The organism is Pseudomonas sp. LBUM1679 (assembly GCF_059695565.1).
The window spans coordinates 3,494,682-3,521,256 of the sequence record NZ_CP166774.1 but is presented as its reverse complement, the minus strand read 5'-3'; the positions used below and the strand labels follow the sequence as shown (position 1 = coordinate 3,521,256).

Here is a 26,575-nt window from a genome sequence, read left to right as displayed (position 1 = left end):
CCTCACTCCGAAGCATGAGCGGTTGACGGCGGTACGCGCGTCAAGCCGGTGAAACCTGCCAGCACCAGGCTGCCGTCGGCCGCCTGGATCAGGCTGGCAACGGGCTTGCCCAGGGGTTTGCCAAAAGGCTCCAGCAGCGCACCGGGCTGGCCACCGGTACGAAACAGTGCACCGCCTTGATTAACCAACAACAGCTGGCCGTCATCGGTACGAATCGCATCGCTGAAGGAAACCGGCATCGGCACGGGCGCAGGCTCAAAGCTGTCGCCAAGGTCGGTGGAGATGAAGGCGTTGCCCTTCAAACCCGCCGCCAGCAACGTGCCGTCGTCGCGAATCTGCAGGGCAAAAAAACTGCCCGTGTAGGGACTGTCGAGTGCGGCGAATGATTGGCCGCCATCCGTTGATCGCGCCAGGTAACCCTGCTCCCCGGCAACAAACCAATGCTCGCCTTGCCGCGCAATGGCATAGAGGTGCGCGCCCATCGGATTGTCGATTTGCCCCATCAATGACTGCCAGGTAAGACCGCCGTCATGGGTCTCGAAGGCCAGGCCGTAGGCGCCGACGACCAGACCGTGTCGGTTATCGACAAACGTGAGGGCGAGGAAGGGTTTGTCCGGACCATCACTGACCAGCCGTTCCGCCGTTTGCACACGGGCTGCCGCTGCGTCCTGGTCGGCCGCGGCGGTCAATTGCTGCCGGGCGGCTTGCAGTTCCAGTTGCGGCGCGCGGCTGCCGTCCAGTTGCAGGGACCAGTGTTCACCACCGTCCTGCGAGACCAGCACGACGCCGGCATGGCCGACGGCCCAGCCGGTGTTGGCATCGGCAAACTGCACCGCCGTCAGGCTGACCGAGACCGGTACTTCGGCCTGACGCCAGGTCGTGCCGTTGTCATCGGACAGCAGCACGATGCCCCGCTCCCCTACCGCCACCAACCGCGACCCCGCAAGGGCCAGATCCAGCAACACCGCGTGTTGCGCTTGAGGCGCCCGCATCGCCGGGGTGTGCAGCGTATCGCCCACCGCAGCGGCCTGCGCCTGACTCGACGGCCACACCAAAGGCAGAACCGCAAGGCCTATCAGCCCACCCACTACCTGACAGATTCTGTTCATGACCGACCTCGAAAAACCCTGTGAAACCCGATCACTGTCCGCAGACCGTGGTCCGGCCCGACTCAGCGAACTCCGGCACCCGCCATCGCCGCCGGCGAAAACTCGGAGGCCTTGTAGCGATCCACCACGCCGTACTGCTCGGGCAGGCCGGTGTAGACGTTCTGGATAAACCAGGCGCCGGACGTCAGGTCGTAAAAGCCCGAGGACAATTGCGCTTGTGCCGGCAGGTCCGGGAGCACGGCCGGTAACGACCACAGGGTCTTGGCCAGTTGGCCGTTGGCGTCCCAGCGGTCGCCCAACATGGCCTGCCAGGTGTCTTCATCGAGGTAGTAACGACCCTTCGGCAATTGGTGACGTTTGCCCGGTGCCAGATCGGCCTCCACCACCCACACTCGGTGCAATTCCCAACGCATGTAGTCCGGGTTCATGTGGTGGGCGAGGAACAGGTCCTCCGGTTTAACGGCGGTTTGCACCTTGTTGGTGTTGTAGGGGATGTACATCTCCTGCTTGCCCACCAACTTCCAGTCGAAGCGGTCCATGCGGCCCTGGAACACGCTCAGTTCGTCGAACGACATCACCCCGGCGGTCGCCGGTGTCGGTGTATCGCAGCAGGCATTCGGCAGTTTGCGCACCCGGCGCTGGCCCGTCAGGTACACGTGCGCCTGGGAGTCGTCGCCATTGATGTTGGTGCGTCCCATGATCTGCTCGCCCGCGCGCAACGGTGGCCCGACGTTGAGCAGGCGGAACAGCCAATAGTCACCGGCGAAGGTTTCAGGCGAACCGTCCTGGTAGTAATACGGCATCTCCTGGATGGCCTGGCCGTCGGTAGTCATCACCTGTTTGCCGTCGGCGGTCATCAGGTAATGCCGAAAATGCATCGCCAGCGAAGTACCGCGCCAATTCAGCAGGTGGTTCCACATAGCTTCGGCACCGTTGTGCGGGACCGGGAACGGGATGCCGCCAAACGCGCCTTGCGGTACTGGGCCGGCGCTGCTGTCGACCAGTTTGGCGCGGGTCGCGTTTTTCAGCGTGTTGTCATACACCCACTGCGGCGCAGCGGCGGAACGGCGAGTCGGGTACACATCGATGCGATAGGTGTCCGGGAAACGCTTGAACATTTCCTTTGTGCCGTCGCTCAGCTTGCCGGCATATTGCGCGAGGTTCTTCGACGTGATGCTGAACACCGGCTTGTCCGCAGCAAACGGATCGGTGCGTTTACCGCCGGGCTTGAACGAAGGATCGACCTTGGTGTAGCCGCCATCCCAGGCCGGGATGGTACCGTCGGCATTGCCGGCGCGTTCGGCACCGAATGGCGTCAGGCTTTTTGACAGTTTGGCCGCTTCTTCAGCCGTGGCCGCCGCCGCCCCCTGGCTGCAGATGACCAGGGTGCCGAGCAGCGCGAAGCACAGCGCCTTGAGTTTGAATGCCGGATTTTTCTTGTTCGCAGTCATGCGCAAGTCCTCTTAAAACGTGGTCTTGACGGAAAAGGCCAGGTAATCCCGATCCTTCAACGATTGCTTGTAATTGAACTGGCTGAGGGCGTTGAGGTTGGTGTCCTCGGCGCCGTAGTAGTGCGTGTAGGTCAGGCCCGCAGTGACGCGGTCCAGATAGGTGGCGGTAATGCCGATGTTGATGTCGCCGCCGTTGTCCGGGCCGAACGAGCCGACCACTGCCGACTTGCCCAGCGGGAAATAGCTGAGGCCGAGCGGAATGCTGATATCGATACCGGAAAAGAACTGGCGGTAAGTCGGGGTGTACACCATCTTGAAACCGAGGCCGTCATCGGTGGCATTGGGGTCGAGGGCGGCACGGTTTTTTGTGACATTCAGCAGACGGTTCCAGGCGATCTCGGCGACAAACCCCGACTCTCTGGCAAGGAAGTTCGGCCCGAACGAGGCCAGTACGTTGAGATTGACGTGAGCGGTACGGCCGACGGCGTAGAGCGCGTCGTCATCGTTGTCGGCGACCACGCCAGGCAAAACGGTTTGACCGTTGGACACCAGCGGCATGTTCCAGCGCATCGACGCTTCACCGGCGAAGCTGTACTCGTCAACCGTGGTGGAAAAACTCGCACCCAGGGCGCGAATGTCTTCGGGGTATACCCAGTAATATTCGCCGATTTGTCCGCTGCTGAAATTCGGCCCGGCGGCGGATGGCCTGAGATACAGCTTCGGCGTTTTGTCGTGGTACTGAATCGCGTAAAGGCCGTATTCAACGGTCTCGGCGCTGTACTTCAACTGCAGGCCGCCCTGCCCCGAACTCCGCGCCTCCTTGTCATTGCCATGGAAGAACGCTGCCGGGCTGCCGGGATTGCCGCCCAGGAATGCAGGAAACGGTGCGCCGACGATCAGGCGCTCGTTACCTTCACCGATGGTGTCGCTGGTGGAGAAGTAACTGCCAGCGCCGGGCAGGCGCGTCTCCTCCCATTCGAGTTGGTAGAACGCGCCAAGCGACAGGTCGTCGGTCAGTTGAAAAGTCCCCGACAGCTGATTGACCGGGCGGGTGATTTCCTTGAACTGGGTGTTGGGCACGGACTGAGCTTTCACCACATCCACCGGTGCCATGCCGCCGGCAATGCCGTTGGCGCCGAAGAACAGGCTTTCGCCCCAGATCAACCCGTGACGCCCGGCGCGCACGGAGGTGGCGCGATCGGCTACCTCGCCGTTCCAGTACACGAATGCGTCCAGCAGTTCGCCGTCACCACCATGGAGGTGGCGGGTATCATCGGTGAACTCGTCGTAGGCCACCGAGCGTTGGTTGGCCCGTGCGGGGTCGTCGTTATCGTTGTCGTGCTGGTATTCGGTGTCGTACCACGTCGCCCCACTCAAGCGCGCGCCGACGTTGTCAAAGGACATGTCCAGTTCGGAAAGGATGTCCATCCGGTTGGAGATCAATCCTTTTTTGAAGGCCCGGTCACCATCGTCCTGATTGAGTGCCACCTGCCCCTGGGTCAGTTTGCTGCCGGGGTCTTGGGCCCGCCAGGCGGCGCTGTACTTGACCGTGTTGTCCCAACGCAATTTGAAATCGCGGCTGCCGGTATCGACCTGAAAGGCATAGGCACCCTGGCTGCACAGCACCAGCACTGCGGCCAAACTGAAACCAAAGGGTGCAGACGAGCTGACCTGGCGGCGCGCGAGCGTCGCAGTCGTAGAGCTAACCATCGCGTTAACCTCTTGTTTTTATAGTGGTAACTGCTGTGGGTGAGTGGCAGGGTCGATCAGATTGGCTCGGCTGTGCGGGCGAGCATCTGCTTGACCAGGCCGATGCGATCGAAGTCGCGGTCGTGCTGCATCTCTTTGTCGCCGGCCAACACCGAGCTTTCGCTGATGTATTTGCAGCGCTCGAAACGGCGATCCATAAAGCGCTGGAGCTGCTTTTCGATGTCTGCGGTGCCCGTCAGTTCTTCACTGAGGACGATGGCATCTTCGATGGCCATGCCCGCTCCCTGGCCCAGGTGTGGCGTGGTGGCGTGAGCAGCGTCGCCGATCAGCAGCACGCGACCGCGATACCAGGGCTCGTTGACGAAGACCACTTCCATGGGCTTGTAAACCACCTGGCTGCTGTCAGTGATCTGTTCGCGCAATTCGCCGATCAGGCCGGCAAAACCCTGCAGGCGCTGGCGCATCTGCTCGGCCAAGGTGGCGGGGTCCATCCAGGGGTTGGACGGCTCGTGGGAGGTCAGGAACAGGTACATCAGGTCGCCGGCCAGCGGCACCAGGCCGGCATTGCCGTCGGCGCTCTGGTAGTTGGCGAGATGGTCGATGTGTGGATTGCGCGGGAAGTTATAGCGCCACACCGATTGGCCGGTGAAACGCGGCGTGTAGGCGTCGCCGAACAACAGCTCGCGCACCTTGGAAAACAGGCCGTCGGCGCCCACCACCAGGTCGTAACGACCGCGGCTGCCATCGGTGAACACCACGTCAACGCGGTCACCGTCGTCCACCAGGGATTGCACGCTGAGGCCCAGGCGGACATTCGCGCCCAGTTCAAGGGTAGTTTCACTGAGCACCTTGTGCAGCGCCAGCCGCGAGATACCGACGTTGGCGGGGTACTCCGGCCCTGCCAGTCGCTGGCCCGGAATACGCGCCAGTTGTTGCCCGGCCGGGCCATAAATGGCGACGTCGTCAAAGGCGTATGCCGAGTCGAGATAGCCGTCGAGCACGCCCAGCCTGGCCATCTCGCGGACCACGTTGCTCTGCTGGATGATCCCGACGCCGTAAACCGTCCACTCGGATTTGAGTTCGATCAAGTCGACTTCAATGCCTTTGCGCCGCAACGCAATGGCCGCACACAACCCACCAATCCCGCCGCCCACGATCAGAACATTGTTCACTGCACTCATGGCATTCTCACTTCTTATTTTTTTGATTCGATGCAGCGTCGGGCACTGCGTCGTTGGGTCCAGCTTCCCGGCAAAGCAGGGATTTGACTAATCGCGAGTAAGGATGCGATGTATCGCCGTACGCGATACCTCGATCCGTCCCTGCTACGCCGCCGAGCCGGGCATTTTCAGCACCAGCCAGCCCTCCTCCACGCACCACGGCAACGCCTCGAGCCTCTGGCCCAGACACGGGCCGTAGACGCATTCGCCAGTGCCCGGAAGGAACTGCGCACCGTGGGCGTAACACACGATCAACTGGCCGTCGGCGGAGAGAAACCGGTCTTTGCGGTACTCCAGGCGCACGTCCAGATGCGGACAACTGTTGCGATAAACCCGCACCCGGCCTTGGTGTCGCAGCGCAAATACACTGTCTTTGCCGCGCTGCATCGGATCGAATCCCCGCGCCTGCCCTTCCACCAATTCCTCCGTCCGGCACAGGACAACCTTGCTGTGATCCATGGCTGAAACCACGCTCAACCGTGCTTCGGTGGCGGACCGCCGGGCGCCCATTTTTCTTTCGAGGTGAACAGGAACAGCTGCGAGTTATCCGCCGACAGCGGCGCCCTGCGCGCTTCCCAGGCGTCATCGTGTTTGTCCATGTCGGCGTCGTATTCGATATGGCAACCCAACGGGCTGTTGAAATACCAGAACCAGTTGGAGCCGAACAGGTGCCGGCCAGGCCCCCAGAAGCTGGTCCAGCCTTTTTGCTCGAAGCGCGTCCCGGCCAACAACACTTCGGTGCCGCTGCCCATGTGGAAGGTGAAGTGTTCGCAGCCCTTCATGTGCGGTGGGGTCTGGATCATGAACAGGCAATGGTGATCATCGGAACCCGACGGACGCATGAACGGCCCGGCGCCGATAAAGGTGTCGGTGGTCCTGAAACCCAGGCGCTCGGCGTAGAACGCCTCGGCCTTGGCTGCATCCGGAACGAAATACACCACGTGCGACAAGGTGCGCGGCGTCGCACTCATTTCCGGAGTGATGCCAGGCTGGTTCAGCGGGCGCTGCGGCGCATGGCCGGCGGCGTTGGTCAGGTCGTCCGGGGCGCTGTAGGCCTTGCGCACAGTGACCTGAAAAGCGATCGCGAACCCCATGTCATCCACGCTGTGTACCACTCCGTCGGGGCCACGGGTGACCTGGCGATCACGGGCCAGCTCGTCTTCGATCGCGTCGAGGTCGGCGGTGCTGGCGACGCCGTAGACGGTTTCCCGAATGGACGGTGCCGGTCCGATGGCGGCTGGCAGGTCCGGATCATCCGCACGGCGAATGATCACGGCGGTGCCGTCCAGCGCTTCGAAACGCCCGCCATCACTGTCGACAGCGACAGGCGCAAGGCCGTAATCACACAGGCAACCGGTACAGGCTTGGATGTCATCGACGCCAAAGATCAGGGCGTCAAGGCCAATGATGTTCATCGCTACCACTCCATTGAAATTATGATCCGGGATCAGCTGCCAAACGCTCGACTCGGCGATCAGGCAGGCAAATCAGGCCGGTGGTGGTGTCGGCAAGGTCCGACTGCGGCGAAGATTGACGCTCGGTGGGCCAGCTGACTAATCGAGTGTCAGGATGCGACCTATCGGCAAACGCGATACCTGATGTCGCCGCAAATGGGCGCTTGAGCGGGGTTGACGCGGCACTGTATTCGTCCGAATGTATCGCGAAAATAAATACAACAATGGACGTGCCTGATGCGTTTCAATCACCTGGACCTGAACTTGCTGGTGGCGCTGGATGTGTTGCTCGAAGAGCAGAACATCACCCGCGCCGCCGAACGCCTGCACATGACACAGTCCGCTACCAGCGGCGTATTGGGACGCCTGCGCAACTATTTCGAGGACGAACTGCTGGTGCAGGTGGGGCGTAAGATGCAGCCCACACCCTATGCCCTGGAACTGGGCAGGCCGGTGCGCGAAGTTCTGCTGACGATTCAGTCGTCGATCACCGCCAAGCCGGTGTTCAACCCCTCTACCAGCAAGCGCCACTTTCGCCTGGTGACGTCGGACTACCTGATCAGCGTGTTGTTCGCCCAAGTGATTCAGAAGATCCACCAGGAAGCGCCCCACATCACGTTCGAGATGCTCGGCCCAGGCGATAATTCCGGTGAGTTGCTGGTGCGTGGCGAAGTCGATCTGATGATCGTGCCTGAGCGCTACACCCTTGAAGGTCACCCCTCGAAACTGCTGTTCGAAGAAGAACATGTCTGCGTGGTGTGGCAAGGCAATACGCAGGTGGGCGACAGCCTGACCCTTGAGCAATACATGGAAATGGGCCATGTCTCGGTAGGCTTTGGTCGCAGCCGGCACATGAGCATCGAAGAATGGTTCATGAACCAGTACGGGTTCAATCGCCGCCTCGAAGTCATCACCAATGACTTCAATACCCTGCCGCAATTGATCGTCGGCACCCAGCGCATCGCGACCATGCACCAGCGACTGGCGCGCCTGTACGCCGAACACCTACCGCTGCGCATCCTGCAACCGCCGGTCAAGATCCCGGTCATGCGCGAGGTGATGCTCTGGCATCGCAGCGTCGACGGTGACCCCATGCACCGCTGGCTGCGCGAGCGCATCAGTGAGTTCATCCAGCACCTGGAACAGGCTCCTATCGCCGCTCGCGATACCTCCCATCCCGAGTCACGATTGGCCAATTAGTCGGGTCGTCCCTAACGTGCCTTGCACACGACAAGGCAACCACAAGGACAACAAACTCCATGTTCCGTTATTTCCCGACCAACTATGTGTGGAATCTTTCTGTCGACCTGGCCATCGAGATGGGTGCGCGCATGGGCGAAATCGAAGAAATGTGCGCGCCGCTACAAGACGCCGCCAAACAACCTGACGCCGCCGGCACCCGAGCGTTCCGCGAAACCTGGGCGAAGATGGCCGACAAGCTCTGCGGCCTGGCGCAGGAAGACGAAGCTAATGGCCGGCAGTTGTCCGCCGGCGAAAAATACAACCGCGCCGCCACGTATTACCTCACCTGCGAACGCCTGCAAGCCCACGGTGCCCCCGGCCGGACCGAGCTGTACCAGCGGTTTTTACAGAACTTCAAACGTGGCATCGAACTGTCCCGTGAAAACTGTGAGCGGGTTGAAATCCCCTACGAAGGCAAACACATTTCCGGCCTGCTGGTGCGGGCCGAGGGCGTAAACGAGCCGGCGCCGATCCTGGTGCAGGTCAACGGCCTCGACTCGACAAAGGAAATGAAATACCGCGTCGGCCTGCCGGCCTGGCTGGCTAAACGCGGCGTGTCATCGTTGATCATCGATCAACCGGGCACCGGCGAAGCGCTGCGCCTGCACAACCTGATTGCCCGCTACGACAGCGAGCACTGGGCCAGCCCCGTCGTCGACTGGCTGGAAACCCGCAGCGACGTGGATGCCAGGCGAATCGGCCTCGAAGGCGTCTCGCTCGGCGGATATTACTGCCCGCGCGCGGTGGCGTTCGAGCCGCGCTTTGCCTGCGGTGTGGTGTGGGGCGCCAACCACGATTGGCGGGATGTGCAAAAGCGTCGCCTGGAGAAAGAAGGCAGCTTCCCCGTGCCGCATTATTGGGCGCACGTATGCTGGGTATGGGGCGCCAAGGATGTCGATGAATTCATGACCATCGCCGAAAACGTGCACCTGGACGGTGTGCTGGACCGGATCAAGGTGCCCTTCCTGGTAACCCACGGTCAACAGGATTCGCAGATTCCATTGAAGTGGGCGCATCGCACTTACGAACAGCTGGTGAACAGCCCCAAACGCGAGCTGAAAATCTTCACCGAGCGCGAAGGCGGCGTGCAACATTCCAGCTTCGATAACAGCATCAACGCGGGTCAGTACATCGCCGACTGGGTCGCCGAAACGCTCGGTGGGCACACTGACTGACCGGCCTTCCTCGCCACACGGTCAAACGCCGGACAGCCTTGTGGTTGTCCGGCGTTTTACTGTGTGGCGCGATACCCTGCCGGGATCCCGTGCATCGCCAAAAAGGTCGTAAAACACCGGCGCGCAAGACGCTATCGACGCCATCAATACGCGGCCATCGATGCAATCTGTTGGTGGTGACCATGCCGGCCCCTTAGCCTCGCTTGGCATAACAATCAGCCAAGCGAAAAAGCCATGAATACCCTGCACCTGAAATGCCAGACCCTGTTCGACGGTACTGGCCTGCAAACCCGCCAGCAGCAAACGCTGGTGGTCGACAACGGTCTCTTGAGTTATGTCGGCCCCACAGCGCTGGCGCCCCAACCTGAACCGGGCGATACCCTGCTGGATGCCGGCGACAACTTTGTCATGCCCGGTCTGGTGGATGTGCACACCCACCTGGCATTCGGCAATGCGCAAAGCGAAGAAGACATCGATATCTGGACCAGCGACGAATTTCGCGCGTTGCGCGGCATGTTTTTCGCGCAGCATGTGCTGGCGGCCGGCGTGACCAGCATGGTCTGCCCGGGCGATAGCGGCCAGCTCAGCATCGCCGTGCGCAATGCCATCGCAGCCGGCTTGTTCGAAGGCCCGCGCATTGCAGCCAGTAGTCGGGTCATCACCAATCGGCAGAGCCTCAACGACTGGTTCCCGAGCCGCATGGGTGCCCCGGAGTTTTTCACTGCGCACCTGGTCACGAGTCGCAGCGATGCTCTAGCTGAAATCCGCAAGCAGGCCAAGGACGGCGTCGACCTGATCAAAATCGCCATGGACGGCACTCATCGCCGGCCCAATGGCGAAATCATCGCCGCCTTCACGGCCGAAGAAACCTATGAAATGGTGGAAGAGGCCCATCGCCTGGGCTGCAAAGTCGCCACTCACGCCTATGGTCGCGAAGCCGTGATGTACGCTGCTCGCGCCGGTGTCGACCTGGTCTTCCATGCTTTCTACATGGACGACGCGTGTATCGAAGCCCTGCTCGAAGCCGGCAGTATTCTTGCGCCCACCATGACCTTTCCACAGAACACCGTGGACTTCTGTCAGCCCCACGATCCGGCCATCAGCACCGGCTATGCCGGTTATTGCGCACGCACCCTGGAAGTCGGTTCGGCTGTGCTCAGGCGGGCCAAGGCCGCCGGGGTGCCTTTCGCCTGCGGCAGCGACAGCGGCTTTGCAGTCACGCCTTACGGCGAGTGGCATGCCCGGGAACTGGAACTGCTGGTCACTCGCCTCGGCTTCACCCCGGCCGAAGCCTTGCTTGCCGCCACCGCCGTCGGCGCGCGCTGCATGCCGCGCGGTGAGACCCTTGGCACCCTGGAAGTGGGCAAACAAGCGGACTTCCTGTTGCTCGACGGTTCGCCATTGCACGATATCCGCCTTCTGCAAGACCGCTCGCGGCTCAAAGCCGTGTACAAGGCCGGCCAGCCGGTGCGCATGGAGCGCAGCCCTTACAACCCCAAACAAGTGTCCGATTTCAACTCGTTGAAGTGGACCGACCTTTACACCCGCGACCGTGTTGCCCAACTGGGCAAGTGGGCCCTGTGAGGAGCGATACCATGCAGCAACTCGACCTCCTGACGGCTACCAACATCGCGAGCAGCGCGATCCGATTCGCCCGCGACACCGGCGTTAAACCCCTCGCCGTCGCCGTACTCGATGCCGCGGGTCATCCGCTGGCCATCCTGCGCGATGAACACGCCAGCTTCCTGCGCCCCCGGATCGCCGCAGGCAAGGCCCGCGGCTGCTTGGGAATGGGCTTTGGCGGACGTGAGCTGGCCAGGCGCGCGCAAGCCATGCCAGCGTTTTTCGACGCCATCAACAGTCTCACCGGCGGCGAAGTGATTCCCGTGGCGGGTGGTGTGCTGATCCGCAATGCGCAGGGGTTGCTTCTGGGTGCTGTCGGCATCAGCGGCGACACCTCGGACAATGACGAGCGCTGTGCCTTGCAGGCAATCGTCCAGGTCGGGCTGGTGGCGGACAATGGCGATCAGCCAGCGGGATGCTAGAGCAGCGGTAGCTCAAGCGTCGCGGCCTGCTCCAGCAACAGGCCGCGAAACCACAGCATGGCCGGATCATGTTCCTGGTAGGGATGCCATTGCAGCACCTGGGTGGCTTCGGGAAATGCCAGCGGTGCGGGGTGTATACGCAGCGGGTAGCGCTGGGCAAAACGCTCCGCCTGTCGACGAAACACCGTCGCGACCCGCGCGCTGCCCACTACGAATTCCGGCATCAAGGCGAAACTTTCAACGGCCACCGCCACTCGCCGCACAATGCCCAGTTCCTGCAGGTGCATCGCATCCATCGCCAGGTTTCGGCCATCGACGAACTCACGCACCACGTGCTGCGCGTCGCAATAGCTGGCCAGGCTCAAGCCCTCGGCGAACTGCAGTTGCCCAGCGCAGACGATGCAACACAGTTGGTCAGTCAGTATCGGCAGATGGGGGTAAGCAGGGTTCAACCGGCGATGAGGCACAATCACACAATCACTGCGCCGATAATCCAGCGCTTCGCTGACGACGTCGCCATCACGCGGTGCAGGCAAGTCCCGCAGGCTCAAGCGTACGCCAGGGGCCAGGCGCGCCAGCTCACGAGCCACCACCGGCATCAGCACCCCGGCCACATAATCGGAAGCGACCAGAGTGAAACGTCGAGTACAGGTGGCCGGCTGGAAATTCACCGGCGCATCGACGATCTCCCGAGTCAGCGCCAAGGCGTCACGCACTTTGGGCAATAACTCCAACCCCAATGCAGTGGGCTCCAGTCGCCGTCCGACCTGAACCAACAGCGGGTCATTGAAATGCTCACGCAAGCGCCCAAGGGCCGAACTCGTCGCAGACTGGCCCAGGCACAAACGTTCGGCCGCCCTGCTGACACTGCACTCGCTCAACAAGGCATCCAGAGTCACCAACAGGTTGAGGTCGAGACGTCGGTAACGCATGTGGATTCCGTTGCAGAGGGATGGCTATACTTCTGATCTTTTTCTCGGGCAACCTTAACGAGACGGGTGCTGGTCCCACCAATCGCTTAGGTCGTTTGGAGGCATCGCAAATAAAGATACCAAGCGTCCGGATCGAGCAGTGCTTAGACGCAGTCATACAACTGGCATGCGAAAACTGCGCGATGCGGCCTGCCTCAATCGACTTTATCGAGCCATTTGGCAGTGCTCACAAAGGACCATCTCTTGGATCTTCAAAAAGTTGGCGCTGCTCATTTCTTGAGAAGGAATGAAGAGGCGATTGAGCAGCTCAAAGCCTCTATGGTGAAGCAATTGTTGCCTTGAACCAATAAGGAGAATCACTGTACTAAAAGGAGCCCCATCGAACGTCGCCAGCATTCAACTTCGCAATGAGCGAATGACATTGGCAGCCCGACTTTACCATTCGAGATATCCGTCAAATTCAAACTTTCAACGACAACTAATCAAAATAAAACCCCCCGTTTAATAGCCCCTCTTAGTTAAACCATCCTGTGCATTTAGCTCCAACGAAAAACCCTCTATAGTTCATCGCGCCTCAGACAATCACCAAGACCGAAAAAAACCTCACACGCAGATGACATTCTGGCTTTCGAACACCCACTAAAAATGTATAATCCTTTCTTGACTGCGGGTTAACCCAATCGCTCCTGAGAGAAGCCCTAGGCGAACGAACAATGAAAGACGACGACGCGAACAAGAACTCAGAATCTGAAAGCAAAGCCTACGCAGCCCCCGCTCTCGAGAAGGGTCTGGATATCTTGGAGATGCTCTGCGAGGCAGAGCAACCTTTATCCCAGCGAGAAATTGCTCAAAGATTAGGTAGAAGTGTTGGTGAAGTCTACCGAATGATCAACTGTTTAGTTGGCAGAAATTATGTCGCCCTGGTGGAAGACACCTACAGCATCACCAATAAGATTTTTGAATTGGCCCACAAGAATCCGCCAACTCACCGGCTGCTAAACGAAGCCAGACCAATTATGCACAAGCTCTCCAGCGAGCTTGACCAGTCCTGCCACCTGACCCTATATGGTCAAGGCAAGCAAATGGTTATCGCTAAAGTCGATGTGCCCAGCGGAATGGGATTCAGCGTACGTGTCGGTGCCGAACTCGACGTTATTATTTCTGCCTCAGGGCGAGTGCTTTTAGCATTCCAAGATAAAGGCGTTCGGGCGTTGCGTATTGAAGAGTCCCTATCCCGTAACCCAGATCATGCCGACCCTCAGCTAGATCATATCCTTGATCGCATTGCTGCGAATGGTTATGAATCTGCGCATAGTATCCAGGTTCGAGGGCTGTACGCAGTTAGCTTTCCAATCCTGGACTCGCAAAACCATGCTATTGCCGCCTTAACAGTTCCCTATGCAGAACGAATCGATCAGTCAAAACGAAAATCCATAGCCGAGGTTCAAAGTGCGCTGGAAGCTGCTGCGCTACTGCTATCGAATAGAGTGAGTGGAATTCACTAAGATCAATCAGTACTCCGCTGCGTCGGTCAACGAAACCGACGCAGCCTGTCAGCCTGCTACTTAAAAGTGTAAGTATAGTTGACGTACAAACGGGTCTGATCATAATCGATGCCGCCCTGAGAATTCGGCACCTCAGTTCGGAAGTTGCCTCGACGCAGAGAAAACGCAAGGTTTTTGAGCGGGCCGCTTTGCAAAACATAGTCTAAGCGCATATCCCTTTCCCATTCGCTATACTCCTTGCCACTCTCCTTTGCGTCCTTGATGTCATCTCCCCTGAGGTAGACAAAATATGCCTTTAGTCCCGGCACCCCAGCGCCAGAAAAATCATATGAATACTGGCCAAAAGTAGTATTTTCGCCTGCCCTGACAAACGCATTGATTAATGAATCAGTGAACAAGTAGACACTGGCGCCCCCTTGCCCTTCCAGGCTGCCGTTCCCACCACGGACATTTCCACTACTAACATAAACCATTGCACCATCATCACTTACCCTCTGATGACCTAACATCAAAGCGTGGGAACCTAGAGAGTATGTGAACATTGCCGACCACGTCTTGTTGTCGACTTTACCTGGAGTATCGGCGTATCCTCCAGCGTTATTGAACAAATACCCGCCCGAGCCATTTTTTCCATTCGAGTCACTCTTAAAATATCTTAGATCTGACTTTATAGATTGATTCTCGGCAATATTGAAAACGTGCACCAGACCAAAGAAATCTTGCGAGTAATAGTTTTCCAAATTGGAATGGTAATACTGCAGAAGCAGATCCGCTCTCGGCTTCCAATCGCCTCCCACGAAAGTAAAGTCATTCGAACCTTTACTGCCGCCACTGACAGCAAGCCCCGAATAGTTACTGGAAGCTCGACTGGCACCTTGCGTAAGCTTACCCCCAGTCAATGTCAATCCATCCCATTCCTTGGACGTTAACATTCCACCCTCGAAATTTTGGGGCATAACCCTGGAATCGTTGGCGACCAGGATCGGTAGATTCGGAGCGAGTACCGTTCCTACTGCAAGCTCAGATTTAGAGTATTTGGCTTTGAGATTCCCGCCGGCGCGCGTCCAACTAGACACGGGCGAACCGTCCGAATCCACGGGAGTTACCGTATTGACGGTCGCAGAAGACTGGTGATCTATGCCACCGCCAAGACTTAACCCCAAGAGTCCTTGGACATCCAACCCAAAGCCTACTGTGCCTTGCGTAAACCCCGACACGAAATCAACTCTCGCTCCTTGGGCAGTTTGCCGCTGATCGGCGCTTCCAATTTCTCTATTATCATTTTCGAAATACAAAGTCCGTAACCCGACTGAAGACTTTGAATCCTCAAGAAACCCCGCCGCCAAACAATTCAAGCTCAGCAGAGAAATGGATGCAGCCACAACGACCTGGTTACTTTTCATTCGTGAAGCCCCTTGACCATTATTCTTGTTTTCAGGCGACTCTAGTTTGACTATTGCGCGCACAAGCATACGCCATCGCAATAGCCAAACTATTGGATTAACAATTAAAAGAGAGCGTTATTAAACTATGGAAACAGCCTATTAGTGGATGTGACTACCACCATTGACATCTAATGTTGTCCCCGTGATATAGGAGGAAAAGTCAGAAGCGAGGAATAGGCAGGCGCCGGCAATATCCTCAGCATGCCCAGCACGCTGCAAGGGAATGGCCGAGACTATCTCCTTATATTTTTCCGGACTCATGCCATCAATCATCCCTGTTTCGGTCATTGATGGGCACACGGTATTCGCCCTAATACCGTCAACTCCAAACTCCCTCGCAATCGTTTTGGTAAGACTGATGACTCCCCCCTTAGAGGCCGCGTAGTGAGCGCCACCCACCAGGCCACCGCCACGCTGAGCGGCAACAGAGGCGACATTCACTATCGAGCCGAAGCCTTGAGGTTTCATAACTCGCAATGTCTCTTTAGCGAGATTGAAAGCGCCCTTCAGATTCACACTGATCATCCGGTCAAAGTCGGATTCGTTTATCGACAGCACTGAAAGCGATTGCACGATTCCAGCACAGTTAACCAAAGCATCAACCTTACCGAACTGACTAGCTACGCTGTCCAAAAGATCAGCGCACTCAGCCGAACTAGAGATATCGCACTTACGCCCAATCAAAACACTGTCAACCCCATACTTTTCATCAATGGAATGCTTGATGGTAGATGCGACATCGTCATTCATCGCCAAATCGACTGCCACAACGATTGCGCCCTGACTTGCGAAAAGACCGGCAGTCGCATAGCCAATCCCTCGTAAAGATGCGGCTCCGACGATTACACATACCTTATCTTTAAGGATCATGATTGAAGCTCCACTAAGTGATTATTGTTACACAGAACTATCGGGACATTTCAAGATGGCGAGTTTCCGGGCTACAGATAATCGCAACGAGTGCCAGACAGATGATCACCCCGCAGAAAATAGTCACGGGTAACGTCGACCCACCGCCGTTTTGTAGCAACCAGGCCACAACGAAGGGTGTTGGGCCGCCGGCTACTAAATTTGCGCCTGTATAAGCAGCTGCAGATCCAGAATAACGAACCTTTGTAGGAAACGGTTCGGCGAAGAAAGCAGGTTGCACGCCCGACTGGATTTGCAGGAAGCCTACAAACATTGCCATAGCGGCAAAAATCACGTACCAGTTCTTCGTATCCAGCATTGAGAAATAGAACATAGAAACGATCAACATCATGACTGACGAGATCAACATGATGGGCTTGCGACCGAACTTATCGCTCAATGCCCCCCCAGAAACCACCATGACAACGGCTAACAGGTTTGCACCAGCCAAGCACAAGAAAGCGCTCTGACTGTCCATGCCTAAATTTTTAGTCAAGTAGCTGAGTGAGAAAACGGTAATAACATAGAAGCATGCAGTTGGTGCACACCAGATAATCAAAAGTCGCAGAATGGTTTTTGGATATCGTTTGAAAACATCGAATACAGAAACCTTTTCAGTGACTCCCTGGCTCTGAGCTTTCTGAAAGGCCGGTGTTTCCGTAACACGCATACGAATGTAGACGCCGACGATAACCAGGAGAAAACTCATCCAAAACGGGATACGCCAGCCCCATGACTCAAACTCGACGATACCCATTATAGCGATAAGAGCGAACATCATCCCGTTGGCGCACGCTGAGCTGAATGATGATCCTATATTAATGAACGACCCATAGAGGCCCCGCTTCGACTTCGGAGCATGTTCCATCGTCATCAACTGCGCCCCGGTGGCCTCACCTCCCAAAGCAAAGCCTTGGAGGAAACGTAACGCCACCAGAAAAATTGGAGCCGCTATTCCTATCGTTTGATAAGTAGGAAGACATCCTATTAAGAATGAAGCCCCCCCCATCAGGCACAATGTATAGAGCAAAATATTTTTGCGGCCGATTTTATCTCCGAGCATTCCAAAGAAGATCCCGCCCAAAGGTCGAGCGAAGAAGCCAATACCAAATGTAATGAAGGCTGCCAAGATCCCCATATTAGGATCCATTGCAGAGAAGAATAGCTTAGGAAATATTGTAGCGGCAACAGCACCATATGCTGCAAAGTCAATCCACTCCAACGCGGCACCGACTGAGCTTGCTATCGTAGCCCTTACAGCCATAGAACTCTCTGGTTTGATTTCAACCTGATCCAACGTAGCTTCGTTCATAAAAACCTCTTGTAATTATTTTTCGTTTTTACAGTATTTCGTTTATAAATTTGCGCGAAAAACAGGCTGTACAAAGCCTGTGGAATGCACACTCCTCCAGTTTCATTAATCCCCTTGAAAACACCGTCATATTCGCAACGCTTCAAATAACTCTTTCAGCATGCCGGAGTGGAATGTTCAACATTGCTCGCCTAGCAAGCCAGGGAGATGGTCGATAACGGGGATCGCCAAGTCCTTGCTGGATATTGTTCAAAATCTCCAGAATGATCTTTGGCCCGAAATTGTCTCCAAGCTCGAAGGGGCCCATCGGATAGCCGAGCCCAAGCTCTACAGCGAGGTCAATGTCTGAGGGAGAGGCAATGTCTTGTTGAGCAATGTCACACCCGACATTCACAATCAGCGCTACGATGCGTTGAGCCACAAATCCTGTAGAATCATTGATCACTGTGACCGGTGACTCATCATGAGCAAAAAGCGCATGAGCCTCGTTTCTCGCTGATCGATGAGTCGCCGGAGTGGTCATCAGCGTTCGCCGTCGTCCTTGCTTAAAAGGAAACAAAGCGTCCACGGCGATAACTCGAGTCGCGTCCAATCCCTCCTCTACGGCGGAGGTGGTGGCATCAGCACCAAACGGCGTAACGACGATGAGTGATCCAAGCCCAGGACGCTGTCCGTCATCGACCTCTATCCCTGCCCCCTCCACAAGGGCGCGTACTTGAGCCGCAGCCTCAGGATAGCGATTACTGATCCATACAGTGCGTGGCAACACCGAGGGGGCCGGCTGATCATCAGAAACTACCTGCCTACCCTCTTCATAGCTGTAGAAGCCTCTACCACTTTTACGTCCGAGCAGTCCTCCAGCGAGCCTGACCCGGGCAATGGGCGATGGACGGAAACGAGGTTCCTCGTAAAACTGATGGTAGATCGATTCCATCACTGGTTGAGAGACATCGAGCGCTGTGAGGTCAAGTAACTCAAACGGCCCCAGCTTGAACCCGGCTTGTTGGCGCATGATTGCATCAATCTGCTCACAGGTAGCCACGCCCTCTCCCAATATCTTGAGCCCTTCCGTATTCATCGCTCTCCCGGCATGGTTCACGATGAATCCAGGCATGTCCTTTGCTCGCACCGGCGTGTGGCCGAGACGTCGAGCAAAAGCGATCAGATCGCTGGATACAGCTGGATCGGTATGCACTCCATCGATGACCTCAACTACCTTCATCAACGGCACGGGGTTGAAAAAGTGAAACCCCACGACCCTAGCTGGATAGGCGCAAGCACTGGCTATCTCAGTGATGGACAGAGATGAGGTGTTTGTAGCCAAAATGCAGGCTTCAGACACAACCTTTTCCAGGTTCTGAAAAATCTCCTGCTTTACATTGATGCGTTCCACCACAGCTTCGACGACAAGGTCACAGTCAGCCAACTCAGCAATCGAAGTCGATTGGCACAAGCATGACTTGGCAATCACCGCGTGTTCCGCATCCAACTTGCCCTTGTTAGTGAGCTTGTCGAGCATCAAGCACACCTGGTCGTAGGCTGCCTGCACCGTCTCAGAATTGGTATCGAACATCAGTACCGTGACGCCTGCCAGTACCGCAATCTGGGCAATGCCTCGCCCCATTGCGCCGGCACCGACAATACCCATTGTTCTGATGTTTTCTGCCCGTGATTCGTTCATTGCTTCACCTTCACGTCTTGTTGTTTTCGGTACCCGCTAAACCCTTTGAGCTACCAAGGCCGCTCGGGTCGAGACCAGATCGTCGATAGCCTCAGAATCGAAGCCCAGCTCCTCAAGCAGCTTTCTGGTCTCCCAACCCTTCGGCTGGCTCGGGGCTCCGGCATCCAAGTAACTACCGTTGAAGCTGATCGTGGAACGTATGCAAGCAACCTTTCCTTCCGTGGGGTGGGTCTCATAGTCGATAAGCCCAACGGCCTGGAGATGAGGATCGTTAGGGAGCGTCTCGAGCGTGTGACAGGGTTTTGCTGCCAGGTCTGCAGTCCGAAAGTCGGCCAGCCATTGCGCTGTCGTCTTATCAAGCAGAGGCGCCCCTCGGATCTCAAACCACTCCTTCACGTTTTCCGCACGTCCAGCGACCGAGGAGAACCGAGGAGAACCGAGGATCACCAATCAGATCTGCTTTCCCAACTGTCTCTAAAAAGGCGATGACCTGAGCGTCGGTATTGACCGTAAATGAAATCCACCCATCGGCAGTCTGTACTGGCTTGTTATGAGGACTTAGGAGCCTCTGATCACCAGCAGGGCCAACAGGTGGATCAAAACTCTGTTGCGCCAAGTGCTCTTGCAGCACGAACGCAGACATGGTTTCGAACATAGGGATCTCCAGGCTAGCACCCAAACCGGTTTCGCGGCGGTGATAGAGTGCAGAGACAATCGAACCTGCCGCTATTTCGCCTACGACATGGTCGCAGATGAGCATCGGGACATACCGTGGCACCCCATCACGTGCGAGCGAGAGACCGGTCATGCCTGTAGCCGCCTGGATCACGCTGTCGTATGTCGGCTCACCTGCGTAGGGGCCGTCGGTGCCATACCCTGTTATCAGGCAATAAATTTTTTCAGGATACTGCTGCAGAATACTTTCCGAATCGATTCCGAGTTTGACCAGTGCCTGAGGCCGCATATTGGCAATGATCACATCGGCTGATTCAACCAGCCTATCCATCACTTCACGTGCGCCGGCCTGCTTCAGGTTAAGGCAAATATTGCGCTTACCGCGATTCAAATGAAGGTAGGCACCTGAGTGTTGGCCGGTAGGTGAAGTACCACCCAACCCCCTCATTAGGTCACCCTCTGGGCTCTCCACCTTAATGATCTCTGCGCCGTACTGCGCAAGCCGAGCGGAGCACGCCGGGCCGACGACGACACTGGTGAGATCCAACACACGGATACCTTCAAGAGGCTTAATACTCATAAACTTCCACCTCCATTTCCGCAGCCACCTTTCCGTAGTTATTGAACACCTTGATGTTCAACACATCGCCTTGGCTGTCATCCGCGATGGTCAGGGAGCGGCCACTGAACAACGGCGCCGTGTACTTAATTTTCAGCTGCCTCGGTGTGACCTTAAGCTCGGTTCGCAAATACTCAGTCAGTAACAAGGTTGTCAGGCCCCCATTCACAACAAGATCTGGAAACCCTTCGACCTCTCGCGCATAGGCCCTGTCGAGGTGGATTTTGTGCGAATTGAACCCTAAGGCGGAGTATTGGAATAGCAGCGTGTCGTCTGTGGTGATGGTCTTCTGTTGGCTTAACGTGACGGACTCTGTGTCAGCCGCATACGAGGGCCGCTCGGAGGTCGCGGGCAACAAAAAGAACGTTTGGGTTTCGTTGATAGCTGGCTCTGACTCACCAACAACGACCAAGCGATGATCAACGACGACGATAGCGATTTCGCCCGACCGAGTTGACTTCCTTTCGAGGCTGGCTATCGAGCTATGTCGAGTGATATTGGCGCCAATGGGGATGTCGCCATGAAAGGTCACAGTCCGTCCTGCTTGGAGCAAGCGGGGAAGCCCCAGCTCTGAAAGCGGAATCCCCAGTCCTGGAAAGCCATCTCCACGCAGCTGAGACCTCAGAGTATCCGCTCCTAGCAACGTGAAATGCCAACCACGAGGCAGAGCCGCACCTTCTATAAGTCCCTCAGAAGGCAGATCCAGCATTGCAGCTACACGCCGCGCGTTACTAATGGAGCAGGTTTCGAGTCGACCTGGTGCCGAGTTGATTTGTTCACGCATGGAGTTTTCCTTCTCTACCTAGCGATCGCAGATCGCGATGTGCTGGTGAAATTGTTGTTGTGTAAGCGCATCCTATCACGCGAAATCCCGATGATGTAAAGCACCATCGACAACAATATTTCACACATACATCTTTCATTTCATATTTGAATCTGTTTAATATGAGCCCGTCGGCAGCCACTGGCCCACCTCTCAAGGAGGTATCAAGGCTGTCAGCAGAGCCATAGCCGTCCCGCAGATGCCCTACTGGCGCGGGATGTACCAAGGCATGAGCCCCTTACTTCCAAATACAATTCGAAGGATCAGCCATGAAATTTCATTTCCATCACATGAACCTCTGCTCGGAAAACGTCGGTCGCCTTTCGTCGTTTTACCGCTCTATCTTTGACCTCGATCGCATCGAGGATGAAGAGCACGTGCGTTGCAACACCGATACGGCCCATGGCTACAGTGCGGAAGTCGATTTCGTGACTGACGGGGCTGTTGAGTTCCACCTGGCGACCAAGGACATCGACCTCAGCTTCCGCATGAATCAGGCGATCAACCCTCTGCACAGCGGCCATTTCTGCTTCCGAACGGACGATATCGAAGGCTTCAAAAAGCGCTTGGAAGAACTGAAGATTCCGTATGCGGACTACGGTGTTTGGGCCATGGCCAACTGGTACCAGATCTTCTTGCAAGACCCGGATGGCAACATCATTGAAGTGCATCAGCCAATAACCAAATAAGCTCCACCAGCCATACCCAAGAAAGCCCGTCGTGCCCCTTCACTTATGAGTGCTTGGGGCATCACGGGCTTATTTGTTGGTGGAAAAACTCGGGATAGGTAAGCACGCTGCGTCGCCAGCGGAGGCCGCCCCTACTGCTCCTACCGCTGGTGCTTCTCCCGTTACGCCTCAGACGTCGGCTTCCACCCCGACGGCTGCGATTGTAGTGGTCTAATGAAACCGGACACCCATTTAGGCGAGAATGCTCGCCAGATCGAGGTGTCAAATGACCAAACAACGCCGTTCCTTTTCTGCTGAATTCAAACGCGAGGCTGCCGACCTCGTGCTCAAGCAAAACTACAGCTACATCGAAGCCAGCCGTTCACTCGGCGTCGGCGAGTCGGCCATGCGCCGCTGGGTTGATCAGGTTCAGCAGGAGCGCCAAGGCGTCACTCCGCAGAGCAAAGCGCTGACCCCGGAACAGCAGAAAATCCAGGAGCTGGAAGCCCGGATCGCCCGCCTTGAACGGGAAAAATCGATATTAAAAAAGGCTACCGCGCTCTTGATGTCGGAAGATCACGAGCGTACGCGCTGATCCATCAGCTGAGCGTCCATGAGCCGATTGATTGGCTGTGCAAGGTGTTTGAAGTCACCCGTTCGTGCTACTACGCCCAGCGCCTTAGGCGCCGAACGCCTGATGTCGAACAGCTTCGGTTGCGCAGCCGGGTGAGCGAGTTGTTCACGCAAAGTCGCAGTGCAGCCGGCAGCCGTAGCATTCTCTCGTTGATGCGTGACGACGGCGAGCAACTCGGTCGGTTCAAAGTGCGCAGCTTGATGCGTGAGCTTGACCTCGTGAGCAAACAGCCAGGTTCTCATGCCTATAAACGAGCGACGGTTGAACGGTTGGATATCCCGAACATCTTGAATCGCGAGTTCGATGTCCCGGCACCCAACCAGGTGTGGTGCGGCGACATTACCTACATTTGGGTCCAGGGAAAATGGCACTATCTGGCGGTCGTGCTGGATCTTTTCGCGCGCCGTGTGGTGGGCTGGGCGTTGTCGGAAAAGCCGGACGCCGATCTGGTTATCAAGGCGCTGGATATGGCTTACGAGCAACGAGGAAGGCCTCAGGGCCTGCTGTTTCACTCGGATCAAGGGTCGCAGGGCGGATTCAACCGGTCGTCGCAACACCTCTGATCGAGGTGTTTATGGGACGGCCTGCAGGCTGGATGCAAAAGTTGACGGGACGTGGAGCGATGCGTTCGCCAGGTGCGCCGTCACTTCGTAATGAAATCGAGCGGCTGTTCTGGAAACAAATCGCAATCGGGATCACAAGCGAAAAAGCAGCGGAGGCTACTGGCGTATCATCAGCGGTAGGCACACGCTGGTTCCGTCATCGGGGCGGGATGCCATTGTTCATGTCTAACCAGATATCCGGAAGGTACTTATCGTTCGCAGAGCGAGAAGAGATTGGGCTGCTTCGGGCGAAAGATGTTGGCGTACGTGAGATTGCGCGTCTCCTTGGACGAAGTCCGTCGACAGTTTCACGGGAACTGACACGTAATGCTGCAACTCGTTGCGGTCGGCTTGAGTATCGAGCTTCAGTCGCACAATGGAAGGCAGAACTGGTTGCCAAAAGACCGAAGCCAGCGAAACTGTTGACTAACCCGCGGCTGTGTCACTACGTGCAAGACCGTCTGGAGGGTAAAGTTCAGGGCGCTAATGGTCGCGAGATTGTTGGGCCTCGACAAGCTCCCTTCAAAGGCCGAAATAAACCACATCGCAGTGACCGTAAATGGGTCAATGGCTGGTCGCCCGAACAGATTACCAACCGGCTAAAGATCGATTTTCCGGACGATGAATCCATGCGCATCTCTCACGAAGCCATATATCAGGCCCTCTATATTCAGGGGCGAGGAGCTCTTAAGCGCGAGCTAGTGAGCTGCCTGCGCACAGGGCGAGCGTTGCGTGTGCCGAGAGCTAGGGCGCAGGCCAAAACGTGGGCGCACGTCAGCGAGGATGTCATGATTTCCAGTCGCCCTGCTGAGGTGGAAGACCGGGCTGTACCAGGGCATTGGGAGGGAGACCTGATCATCGGCCTGAACCGATCCGCGATTGGAACGCTGGTCGAGCGCTCAACTCGATTCACCATGCTCGTCCACCTGCCTCGCGAGGAAGGTTATGGGTTAACTCCTCGAACGAAGAACGGCCCGGCGCTGGCCGGCTACGGGGCTGTCACTATGGCCAACGCACTGAAGAAAACGGTGACTGACCTACCCATCGAGTTGTGGCGATCTTTGACTTGGGATCGTGGAAAGGAACTATCGGATCACGCTCGATTTACCATCGAATCCGGAGTGAAGGTCTTCTTTGCTGACCCGCATAGTCCATGGCAGCGCGGCACGAACGAGAATACGAACGGTCTTCTGCGCCAATACTTCCCGAAAGGTACCGACCTGTCTCGCTGGAGTGCCCAAGAGATCCAAGCCGTAGCCCATGCGCTGAACACAAGGCCTCGAAAAACATTAGGCTGGAAAACACCTGCCGAAGCACTAAACAAGTATCTAAAATCAATTCAACAATCCAGTGTTGCGACGACCGGTTGAATCCGCCCAGTATGCGAGTCGTTTATTTCGCCAGCGGCTGTGGCGTTATCGCATGCGCCAGAGCATGAGTCGCCGGGGGAATTGCTGGGATAACGCGCCAATGGAGCGCGTGTTCCGCAGCTTGAAAACGGAATGGATACCGACCACGGGTTACAGAACGGCTCAAGAAGCCCAGCGCGATATCAGCCATTTCTTGATGCATCGGTACAACTGGGTTCGACCCCATCAATTCAACGGTGGGCTGGCGCCAGCTCGGGCCGAAGAAAAACTTAACATCGTGTCCGGGATTAGTTGACCACTACAACTAGCCCTTAACCTAGAGCGACAAGGCGTCTAATTATAACGAGACCCCATGCTCAATCTCTAGTCATACACCAAAGCCAAACGGTCACGCGCCCCCTTGGCTTCGGATATCGATAATAACTGGTGCGAGTATTAGATCCAGCCACGGGCTTTTGGGCGCTCGATCTGGTTGTTTGCAGTCTCGTTTCGCAGCAAACGTGCAACTGGCTTCGATACGGCATAATGGGCATGATCCGTATGCCAATCTCAAAGATATGCTTGCGTGATTGCCGACGCAGACGTCTGGCCGAAACTACGAACACCCAATGAAAAATTGAGCCAATGCTGTTGCATCGACCGTTGAGCCCACAACAAATAGCCGCCTGTCAGCATCGGCTGAAATTGGTCGACCGCTGTCCACTACGGCTGTCAAATAATGACCAGTTGGATCCGGTCAAAGTAGGGACAACAAATTGTCGTTAACGAATAAGCAAATCACGCGGAAAATCGTGCCCTGCTCGAGTGTCGACTTTACCTCTATTGTCCCGCCATGACCTTCCACAATTTGAGACGCTATGAATAATCCCCGCCCCAGCCCAGAAGCTGCGTCTCGTTCTCCCTCTGAGTATTTGGAGTAACGCCCTTCCGGATTGAAGAGAGAGGGCAGTGCGCTGGCGGGAATGGGTTCTCCATGATTTTGCACGCAAAAGCAGGCGGTGAGGCCATCCCCATTCAATGTGACATTTATCGGGCGCCGAGCATTGCCGTGCCGCAAAGCGTTGCCAATAAGAGTTGAGAAAACTTGTGCCATGCGTGCCGGGTCGTACTGGCCGGTTACAGTGCCCGAATCGGTGAATATGATTTGCGCTTTAGGGTGCGCAGCGGTGAGTTCGTCCACCATTGCCTCTGCCAAAGCTGGTCGCCCGGCCTGCCATCAGCGACCAAACAGCAAAGATTTGCCTCTCTGTTTACGTCTCAAGCATCTAGATTTGTGATTTGAATATAAACCGACCAAATGCCAAGCAATATCCAAAACGTCGCAAAAATCCAAGGTGTGCGAACCGAAAACAGCAACGCCTTTCGGTACCCCTTGTGCGTGGACTCTCGCTCACAAAATAAAGGCGAGTCGTCATACGCCAACCCTATTACAGGCTCGCTATGCAATAGCTCGCTCTGCTTGAAATGCCAGTGGTCAATAATGTCGTATGCCGCGCGAATACCTGGCCAAGCATTCAGCAAGCTTAGCACTCCAAGCAACGCAAGAAACGGTGGCACTACCAGCGTGAACAACTTGCCCCACTCTGGATTGAGATTGCCCATACAAGAGGCAAATGCGATGACCAAAAAGGACTGGGATGCCAGATAGGCGTCAGTTCGATTGGCCAAGATGCTAGTTTCGTAGTGAATCTCTCTACGATAAAAATCCAAGCGCTCCTTCGGCGACCCGAACATCTTCGCATTGCGCTCGTTGAGTGCGGTGTCACTTATCTGGGAAGTCAAAATTCTCGGCAAGGTGGGCTCATCCTGATCAAGTATGTGAAGCTCCGGCTTACCACCCATCCCAATCCGCGAATTGAACTGGATATCTCCCACGTCAGCGTTGGTCACTCACTAACGCCTGCCGAAGGGTACTTATTTCTAATTTCACCCTTGCGCTAAACGCTCCCGCCATCATCCGCGCTCCGAGCTCCCGCCCAGCAATCTGCTCCAGC

General features: G+C 56.5%; 23 protein-coding genes and 2 pseudogenes. 9 read left to right on the top strand and 16 right to left on the bottom strand.

Features of this window, described 5'->3' with window-relative positions:
• Positions 1–2 precede the first annotated feature (2 nt).
• From ACA062_RS16065 to ACA062_RS16040, 6 genes are all read right to left on the bottom strand, one after another.
• Positions 3–1,109, bottom strand: coding sequence for a WD40/YVTN/BNR-like repeat-containing protein (locus tag ACA062_RS16065; protein WP_497457267.1), 1,107 nt, complete (start codon positions 1,107–1,109; stop codon positions 3–5).
• A gap of 62 nt (positions 1,110–1,171) precedes the next feature.
• On the bottom strand, positions 1,172–2,560 hold the full coding sequence (locus ACA062_RS16060; RefSeq protein WP_497457266.1) for a DUF1329 domain-containing protein: 1,389 nt from the start codon (positions 2,558–2,560) through the stop codon (positions 1,172–1,174).
• Between the two features lie 12 nt (positions 2,561–2,572).
• Positions 2,573–4,270, bottom strand: coding sequence for a DUF1302 domain-containing protein (locus tag ACA062_RS16055; RefSeq protein WP_497457265.1), 1,698 nt, complete (start codon positions 4,268–4,270; stop codon positions 2,573–2,575).
• A 56-nt stretch (positions 4,271–4,326) separates the two neighbouring features.
• Positions 4,327–5,451 carry an FAD-dependent oxidoreductase gene (locus ACA062_RS16050; RefSeq protein ID WP_497457264.1) on the bottom strand — a complete coding sequence of 375 codons (1,125 nt, stop codon included), beginning with the start codon at positions 5,449–5,451 and terminating at the stop codon, positions 4,327–4,329.
• A 144-nt stretch (positions 5,452–5,595) separates the two neighbouring features.
• The gene (locus tag ACA062_RS16045; RefSeq protein WP_497457263.1) at positions 5,596–5,949 is read right to left on the bottom strand and encodes a Rieske (2Fe-2S) protein; all 354 of its coding nucleotides are present in this window, start codon (positions 5,947–5,949) and stop codon (positions 5,596–5,598) included.
• A gap of 14 nt (positions 5,950–5,963) precedes the next feature.
• The gene (locus tag ACA062_RS16040; protein ID WP_497457262.1) at positions 5,964–6,905 is read right to left on the bottom strand and encodes a VOC family protein; all 942 of its coding nucleotides are present in this window, start codon (positions 6,903–6,905) and stop codon (positions 5,964–5,966) included.
• Between the two features lie 276 nt (positions 6,906–7,181).
• On the opposite strand from ACA062_RS16040, the gene ACA062_RS16035 reads away from it, so the two are divergent.
• The 4 genes from ACA062_RS16035 to ACA062_RS16020 all read left to right on the top strand — a co-directional run bounded on the left by ACA062_RS16035 (position 7,182) and on the right by ACA062_RS16020 (position 11,406).
• Positions 7,182–8,144, top strand: a complete 963-nt coding sequence (locus ACA062_RS16035) for a LysR family transcriptional regulator (RefSeq protein WP_497457261.1) — start codon at positions 7,182–7,184, stop codon at positions 8,142–8,144.
• Between the two features lie 59 nt (positions 8,145–8,203).
• Positions 8,204–9,361 (top strand): alpha/beta hydrolase family protein, encoded by a 1,158-nt coding sequence (locus tag ACA062_RS16030; RefSeq protein WP_497457260.1) that lies wholly within the window; start codon positions 8,204–8,206, stop codon positions 9,359–9,361.
• A 234-nt stretch (positions 9,362–9,595) separates the two neighbouring features.
• Positions 9,596–10,945 (top strand): metal-dependent hydrolase family protein, encoded by a 1,350-nt coding sequence (locus tag ACA062_RS16025; RefSeq protein ID WP_497457259.1) that lies wholly within the window; start codon positions 9,596–9,598, stop codon positions 10,943–10,945.
• An 11-nt stretch (positions 10,946–10,956) separates the two neighbouring features.
• Entirely contained in the window at positions 10,957–11,406 is a 450-nt protein-coding gene (locus tag ACA062_RS16020; RefSeq protein WP_497457258.1) for a GlcG/HbpS family heme-binding protein, read from the top strand.
• Here the strand turns inward: ACA062_RS16020 and ACA062_RS16015 are convergent.
• The gene (locus ACA062_RS16015) at positions 11,403–12,338 is read right to left on the bottom strand and encodes a LysR family transcriptional regulator (RefSeq protein WP_497457257.1); all 936 of its coding nucleotides are present in this window, start codon (positions 12,336–12,338) and stop codon (positions 11,403–11,405) included. The two genes, ACA062_RS16020 and ACA062_RS16015, sit on opposite strands and share 4 nt — an antisense overlap.
• Before the next feature lie 713 nt (positions 12,339–13,051).
• Between ACA062_RS16015 and ACA062_RS16010 the strand changes: the two genes are divergently transcribed.
• Complete coding sequence (locus tag ACA062_RS16010; protein ID WP_497457256.1) at positions 13,052–13,843, top strand: IclR family transcriptional regulator; 792 nt, start codon at positions 13,052–13,054, stop codon at positions 13,841–13,843.
• Between the two features lie 56 nt (positions 13,844–13,899).
• On the opposite strand, the gene ACA062_RS16005 is transcribed toward ACA062_RS16010, so the two are convergent.
• The 7 genes from ACA062_RS16005 to ACA062_RS15975 all read right to left on the bottom strand — a co-directional run bounded on the left by ACA062_RS16005 (position 13,900) and on the right by ACA062_RS15975 (position 21,268).
• On the bottom strand, positions 13,900–15,246 hold the full coding sequence (locus tag ACA062_RS16005) for an OprD family outer membrane porin (protein WP_497457255.1): 1,347 nt from the start codon (positions 15,244–15,246) through the stop codon (positions 13,900–13,902).
• A gap of 141 nt (positions 15,247–15,387) precedes the next feature.
• A complete protein-coding gene (locus ACA062_RS16000) occupies positions 15,388–16,158 on the bottom strand; it encodes an SDR family NAD(P)-dependent oxidoreductase (RefSeq protein WP_497457254.1) in 771 nt (256 codons plus the stop codon).
• 37 nt (positions 16,159–16,195) lie between these two features.
• On the bottom strand, positions 16,196–17,509 hold the full coding sequence (locus ACA062_RS15995) for an MFS transporter (RefSeq protein ID WP_497457253.1): 1,314 nt from the start codon (positions 17,507–17,509) through the stop codon (positions 16,196–16,198).
• A 142-nt stretch (positions 17,510–17,651) separates the two neighbouring features.
• The gene (locus tag ACA062_RS15990) at positions 17,652–19,190 is read right to left on the bottom strand and encodes a 3-hydroxyacyl-CoA dehydrogenase (protein ID WP_497457252.1); all 1,539 of its coding nucleotides are present in this window, start codon (positions 19,188–19,190) and stop codon (positions 17,652–17,654) included.
• Between the two features lie 36 nt (positions 19,191–19,226).
• Entirely contained in the window at positions 19,227–19,586 is a 360-nt protein-coding gene (locus ACA062_RS15985) for a CoA transferase (RefSeq protein ID WP_497457251.1), read from the bottom strand.
• Positions 19,570–20,445: a CaiB/BaiF CoA transferase family protein gene (locus ACA062_RS15980; protein WP_497457250.1), complete on the bottom strand. Its 876-nt coding sequence runs from the start codon at positions 20,443–20,445 to the stop codon at positions 19,570–19,572. Before ACA062_RS15980 ends, ACA062_RS15985 begins: the two co-directional genes overlap by 17 nt.
• Entirely contained in the window at positions 20,435–21,268 is an 834-nt protein-coding gene (locus ACA062_RS15975) for an FAS1-like dehydratase domain-containing protein (protein ID WP_497457249.1), read from the bottom strand. Before ACA062_RS15975 ends, ACA062_RS15980 begins: the two co-directional genes overlap by 11 nt.
• A gap of 308 nt (positions 21,269–21,576) precedes the next feature.
• On the opposite strand from ACA062_RS15975, the gene ACA062_RS15970 reads away from it, so the two are divergent.
• The 4 genes and pseudogenes from ACA062_RS15970 to ACA062_RS15955 all read left to right on the top strand — a co-directional run.
• A complete protein-coding gene (locus ACA062_RS15970) occupies positions 21,577–21,996 on the top strand; it encodes a VOC family protein (protein WP_003411016.1) in 420 nt (139 codons plus the stop codon).
• Positions 21,997–22,261: 265 nt separating this feature from the next.
• A pseudogene (locus ACA062_RS15965) lies at positions 22,262–23,169 on the top strand (IS3 family transposase); the annotation flags it as partial.
• A gap of 35 nt (positions 23,170–23,204) precedes the next feature.
• Positions 23,205–24,581, top strand: coding sequence for an IS30 family transposase (locus tag ACA062_RS15960; protein ID WP_497457248.1), 1,377 nt, complete (start codon positions 23,205–23,207; stop codon positions 24,579–24,581).
• Positions 24,580–24,876: pseudogene (locus tag ACA062_RS15955) on the top strand (integrase core domain-containing protein); the annotation flags it as partial. The gene ACA062_RS15960 and the pseudogene ACA062_RS15955, both read left to right, overlap by 2 nt.
• Before the next feature lie 441 nt (positions 24,877–25,317).
• On the opposite strand, the gene ACA062_RS15950 reads toward ACA062_RS15955, so the two are convergent.
• Positions 25,318–25,764, bottom strand: a complete 447-nt coding sequence (locus tag ACA062_RS15950) for a sensor histidine kinase (RefSeq protein ID WP_497457247.1) — start codon at positions 25,762–25,764, stop codon at positions 25,318–25,320.
• A 74-nt stretch (positions 25,765–25,838) separates the two neighbouring features.
• A complete protein-coding gene (locus ACA062_RS15945) occupies positions 25,839–26,375 on the bottom strand; it encodes a hypothetical protein (protein WP_497457431.1) in 537 nt (178 codons plus the stop codon).
• Positions 26,376–26,575: the final 200 nt, after the last annotated feature.

What these genes read in the sequence shown, in the direction of transcription:
- ACA062_RS15975 (WP_497457249.1), bottom strand. Translation starts at nt 21,268, where the DNA reads ATGCGTGAACAAATCAACTCGGCACCAGGTCGACTCGAAACCTGCTCC.
- ACA062_RS16040 (WP_497457262.1), bottom strand. Translation starts at nt 6,905, where the DNA reads ATGAACATCATTGGCCTTGACGCCCTGATCTTTGGCGTCGATGACATC.
- ACA062_RS15995 (WP_497457253.1), bottom strand. Translation starts at nt 17,509, where the DNA reads ATGAACGAAGCTACGTTGGATCAGGTTGAAATCAAACCAGAGAGTTCT.
- ACA062_RS16060 (WP_497457266.1), bottom strand. Translation starts at nt 2,560, where the DNA reads ATGACTGCGAACAAGAAAAATCCGGCATTCAAACTCAAGGCGCTGTGC.
- ACA062_RS16015 (WP_497457257.1), bottom strand. Translation starts at nt 12,338, where the DNA reads ATGCGTTACCGACGTCTCGACCTCAACCTGTTGGTGACTCTGGATGCC.
- ACA062_RS15950 (WP_497457247.1), bottom strand. Translation starts at nt 25,764, where the DNA reads ATGGTGGACGAACTCACCGCTGCGCACCCTAAAGCGCAAATCATATTC.
- ACA062_RS16050 (WP_497457264.1), bottom strand. Translation starts at nt 5,451, where the DNA reads ATGAGTGCAGTGAACAATGTTCTGATCGTGGGCGGCGGGATTGGTGGG.
- ACA062_RS16055 (WP_497457265.1), bottom strand. Translation starts at nt 4,270, where the DNA reads ATGGTTAGCTCTACGACTGCGACGCTCGCGCGCCGCCAGGTCAGCTCG.
- ACA062_RS16065 (WP_497457267.1), bottom strand. Translation starts at nt 1,109, where the DNA reads ATGAACAGAATCTGTCAGGTAGTGGGTGGGCTGATAGGCCTTGCGGTT.
- ACA062_RS16030 (WP_497457260.1), top strand. Translation starts at nt 8,204, where the DNA reads ATGTTCCGTTATTTCCCGACCAACTATGTGTGGAATCTTTCTGTCGAC.
- ACA062_RS15960 (WP_497457248.1), top strand. Translation starts at nt 23,205, where the DNA reads ATGCAAAAGTTGACGGGACGTGGAGCGATGCGTTCGCCAGGTGCGCCG.
- ACA062_RS16010 (WP_497457256.1), top strand. Translation starts at nt 13,052, where the DNA reads ATGAAAGACGACGACGCGAACAAGAACTCAGAATCTGAAAGCAAAGCC.
- ACA062_RS16045 (WP_497457263.1), bottom strand. Translation starts at nt 5,949, where the DNA reads ATGGATCACAGCAAGGTTGTCCTGTGCCGGACGGAGGAATTGGTGGAA.
- ACA062_RS16005 (WP_497457255.1), bottom strand. Translation starts at nt 15,246, where the DNA reads ATGAAAAGTAACCAGGTCGTTGTGGCTGCATCCATTTCTCTGCTGAGC.
- ACA062_RS15990 (WP_497457252.1), bottom strand. Translation starts at nt 19,190, where the DNA reads ATGAACGAATCACGGGCAGAAAACATCAGAACAATGGGTATTGTCGGT.
- ACA062_RS16020 (WP_497457258.1), top strand. Translation starts at nt 10,957, where the DNA reads ATGCAGCAACTCGACCTCCTGACGGCTACCAACATCGCGAGCAGCGCG.
- ACA062_RS16025 (WP_497457259.1), top strand. Translation starts at nt 9,596, where the DNA reads ATGAATACCCTGCACCTGAAATGCCAGACCCTGTTCGACGGTACTGGC.
- ACA062_RS15980 (WP_497457250.1), bottom strand. Translation starts at nt 20,445, where the DNA reads ATGAGTATTAAGCCTCTTGAAGGTATCCGTGTGTTGGATCTCACCAGT.
- ACA062_RS16000 (WP_497457254.1), bottom strand. Translation starts at nt 16,158, where the DNA reads ATGATCCTTAAAGATAAGGTATGTGTAATCGTCGGAGCCGCATCTTTA.
- ACA062_RS16035 (WP_497457261.1), top strand. Translation starts at nt 7,182, where the DNA reads ATGCGTTTCAATCACCTGGACCTGAACTTGCTGGTGGCGCTGGATGTG.
- ACA062_RS15970 (WP_003411016.1), top strand. Translation starts at nt 21,577, where the DNA reads ATGAAATTTCATTTCCATCACATGAACCTCTGCTCGGAAAACGTCGGT.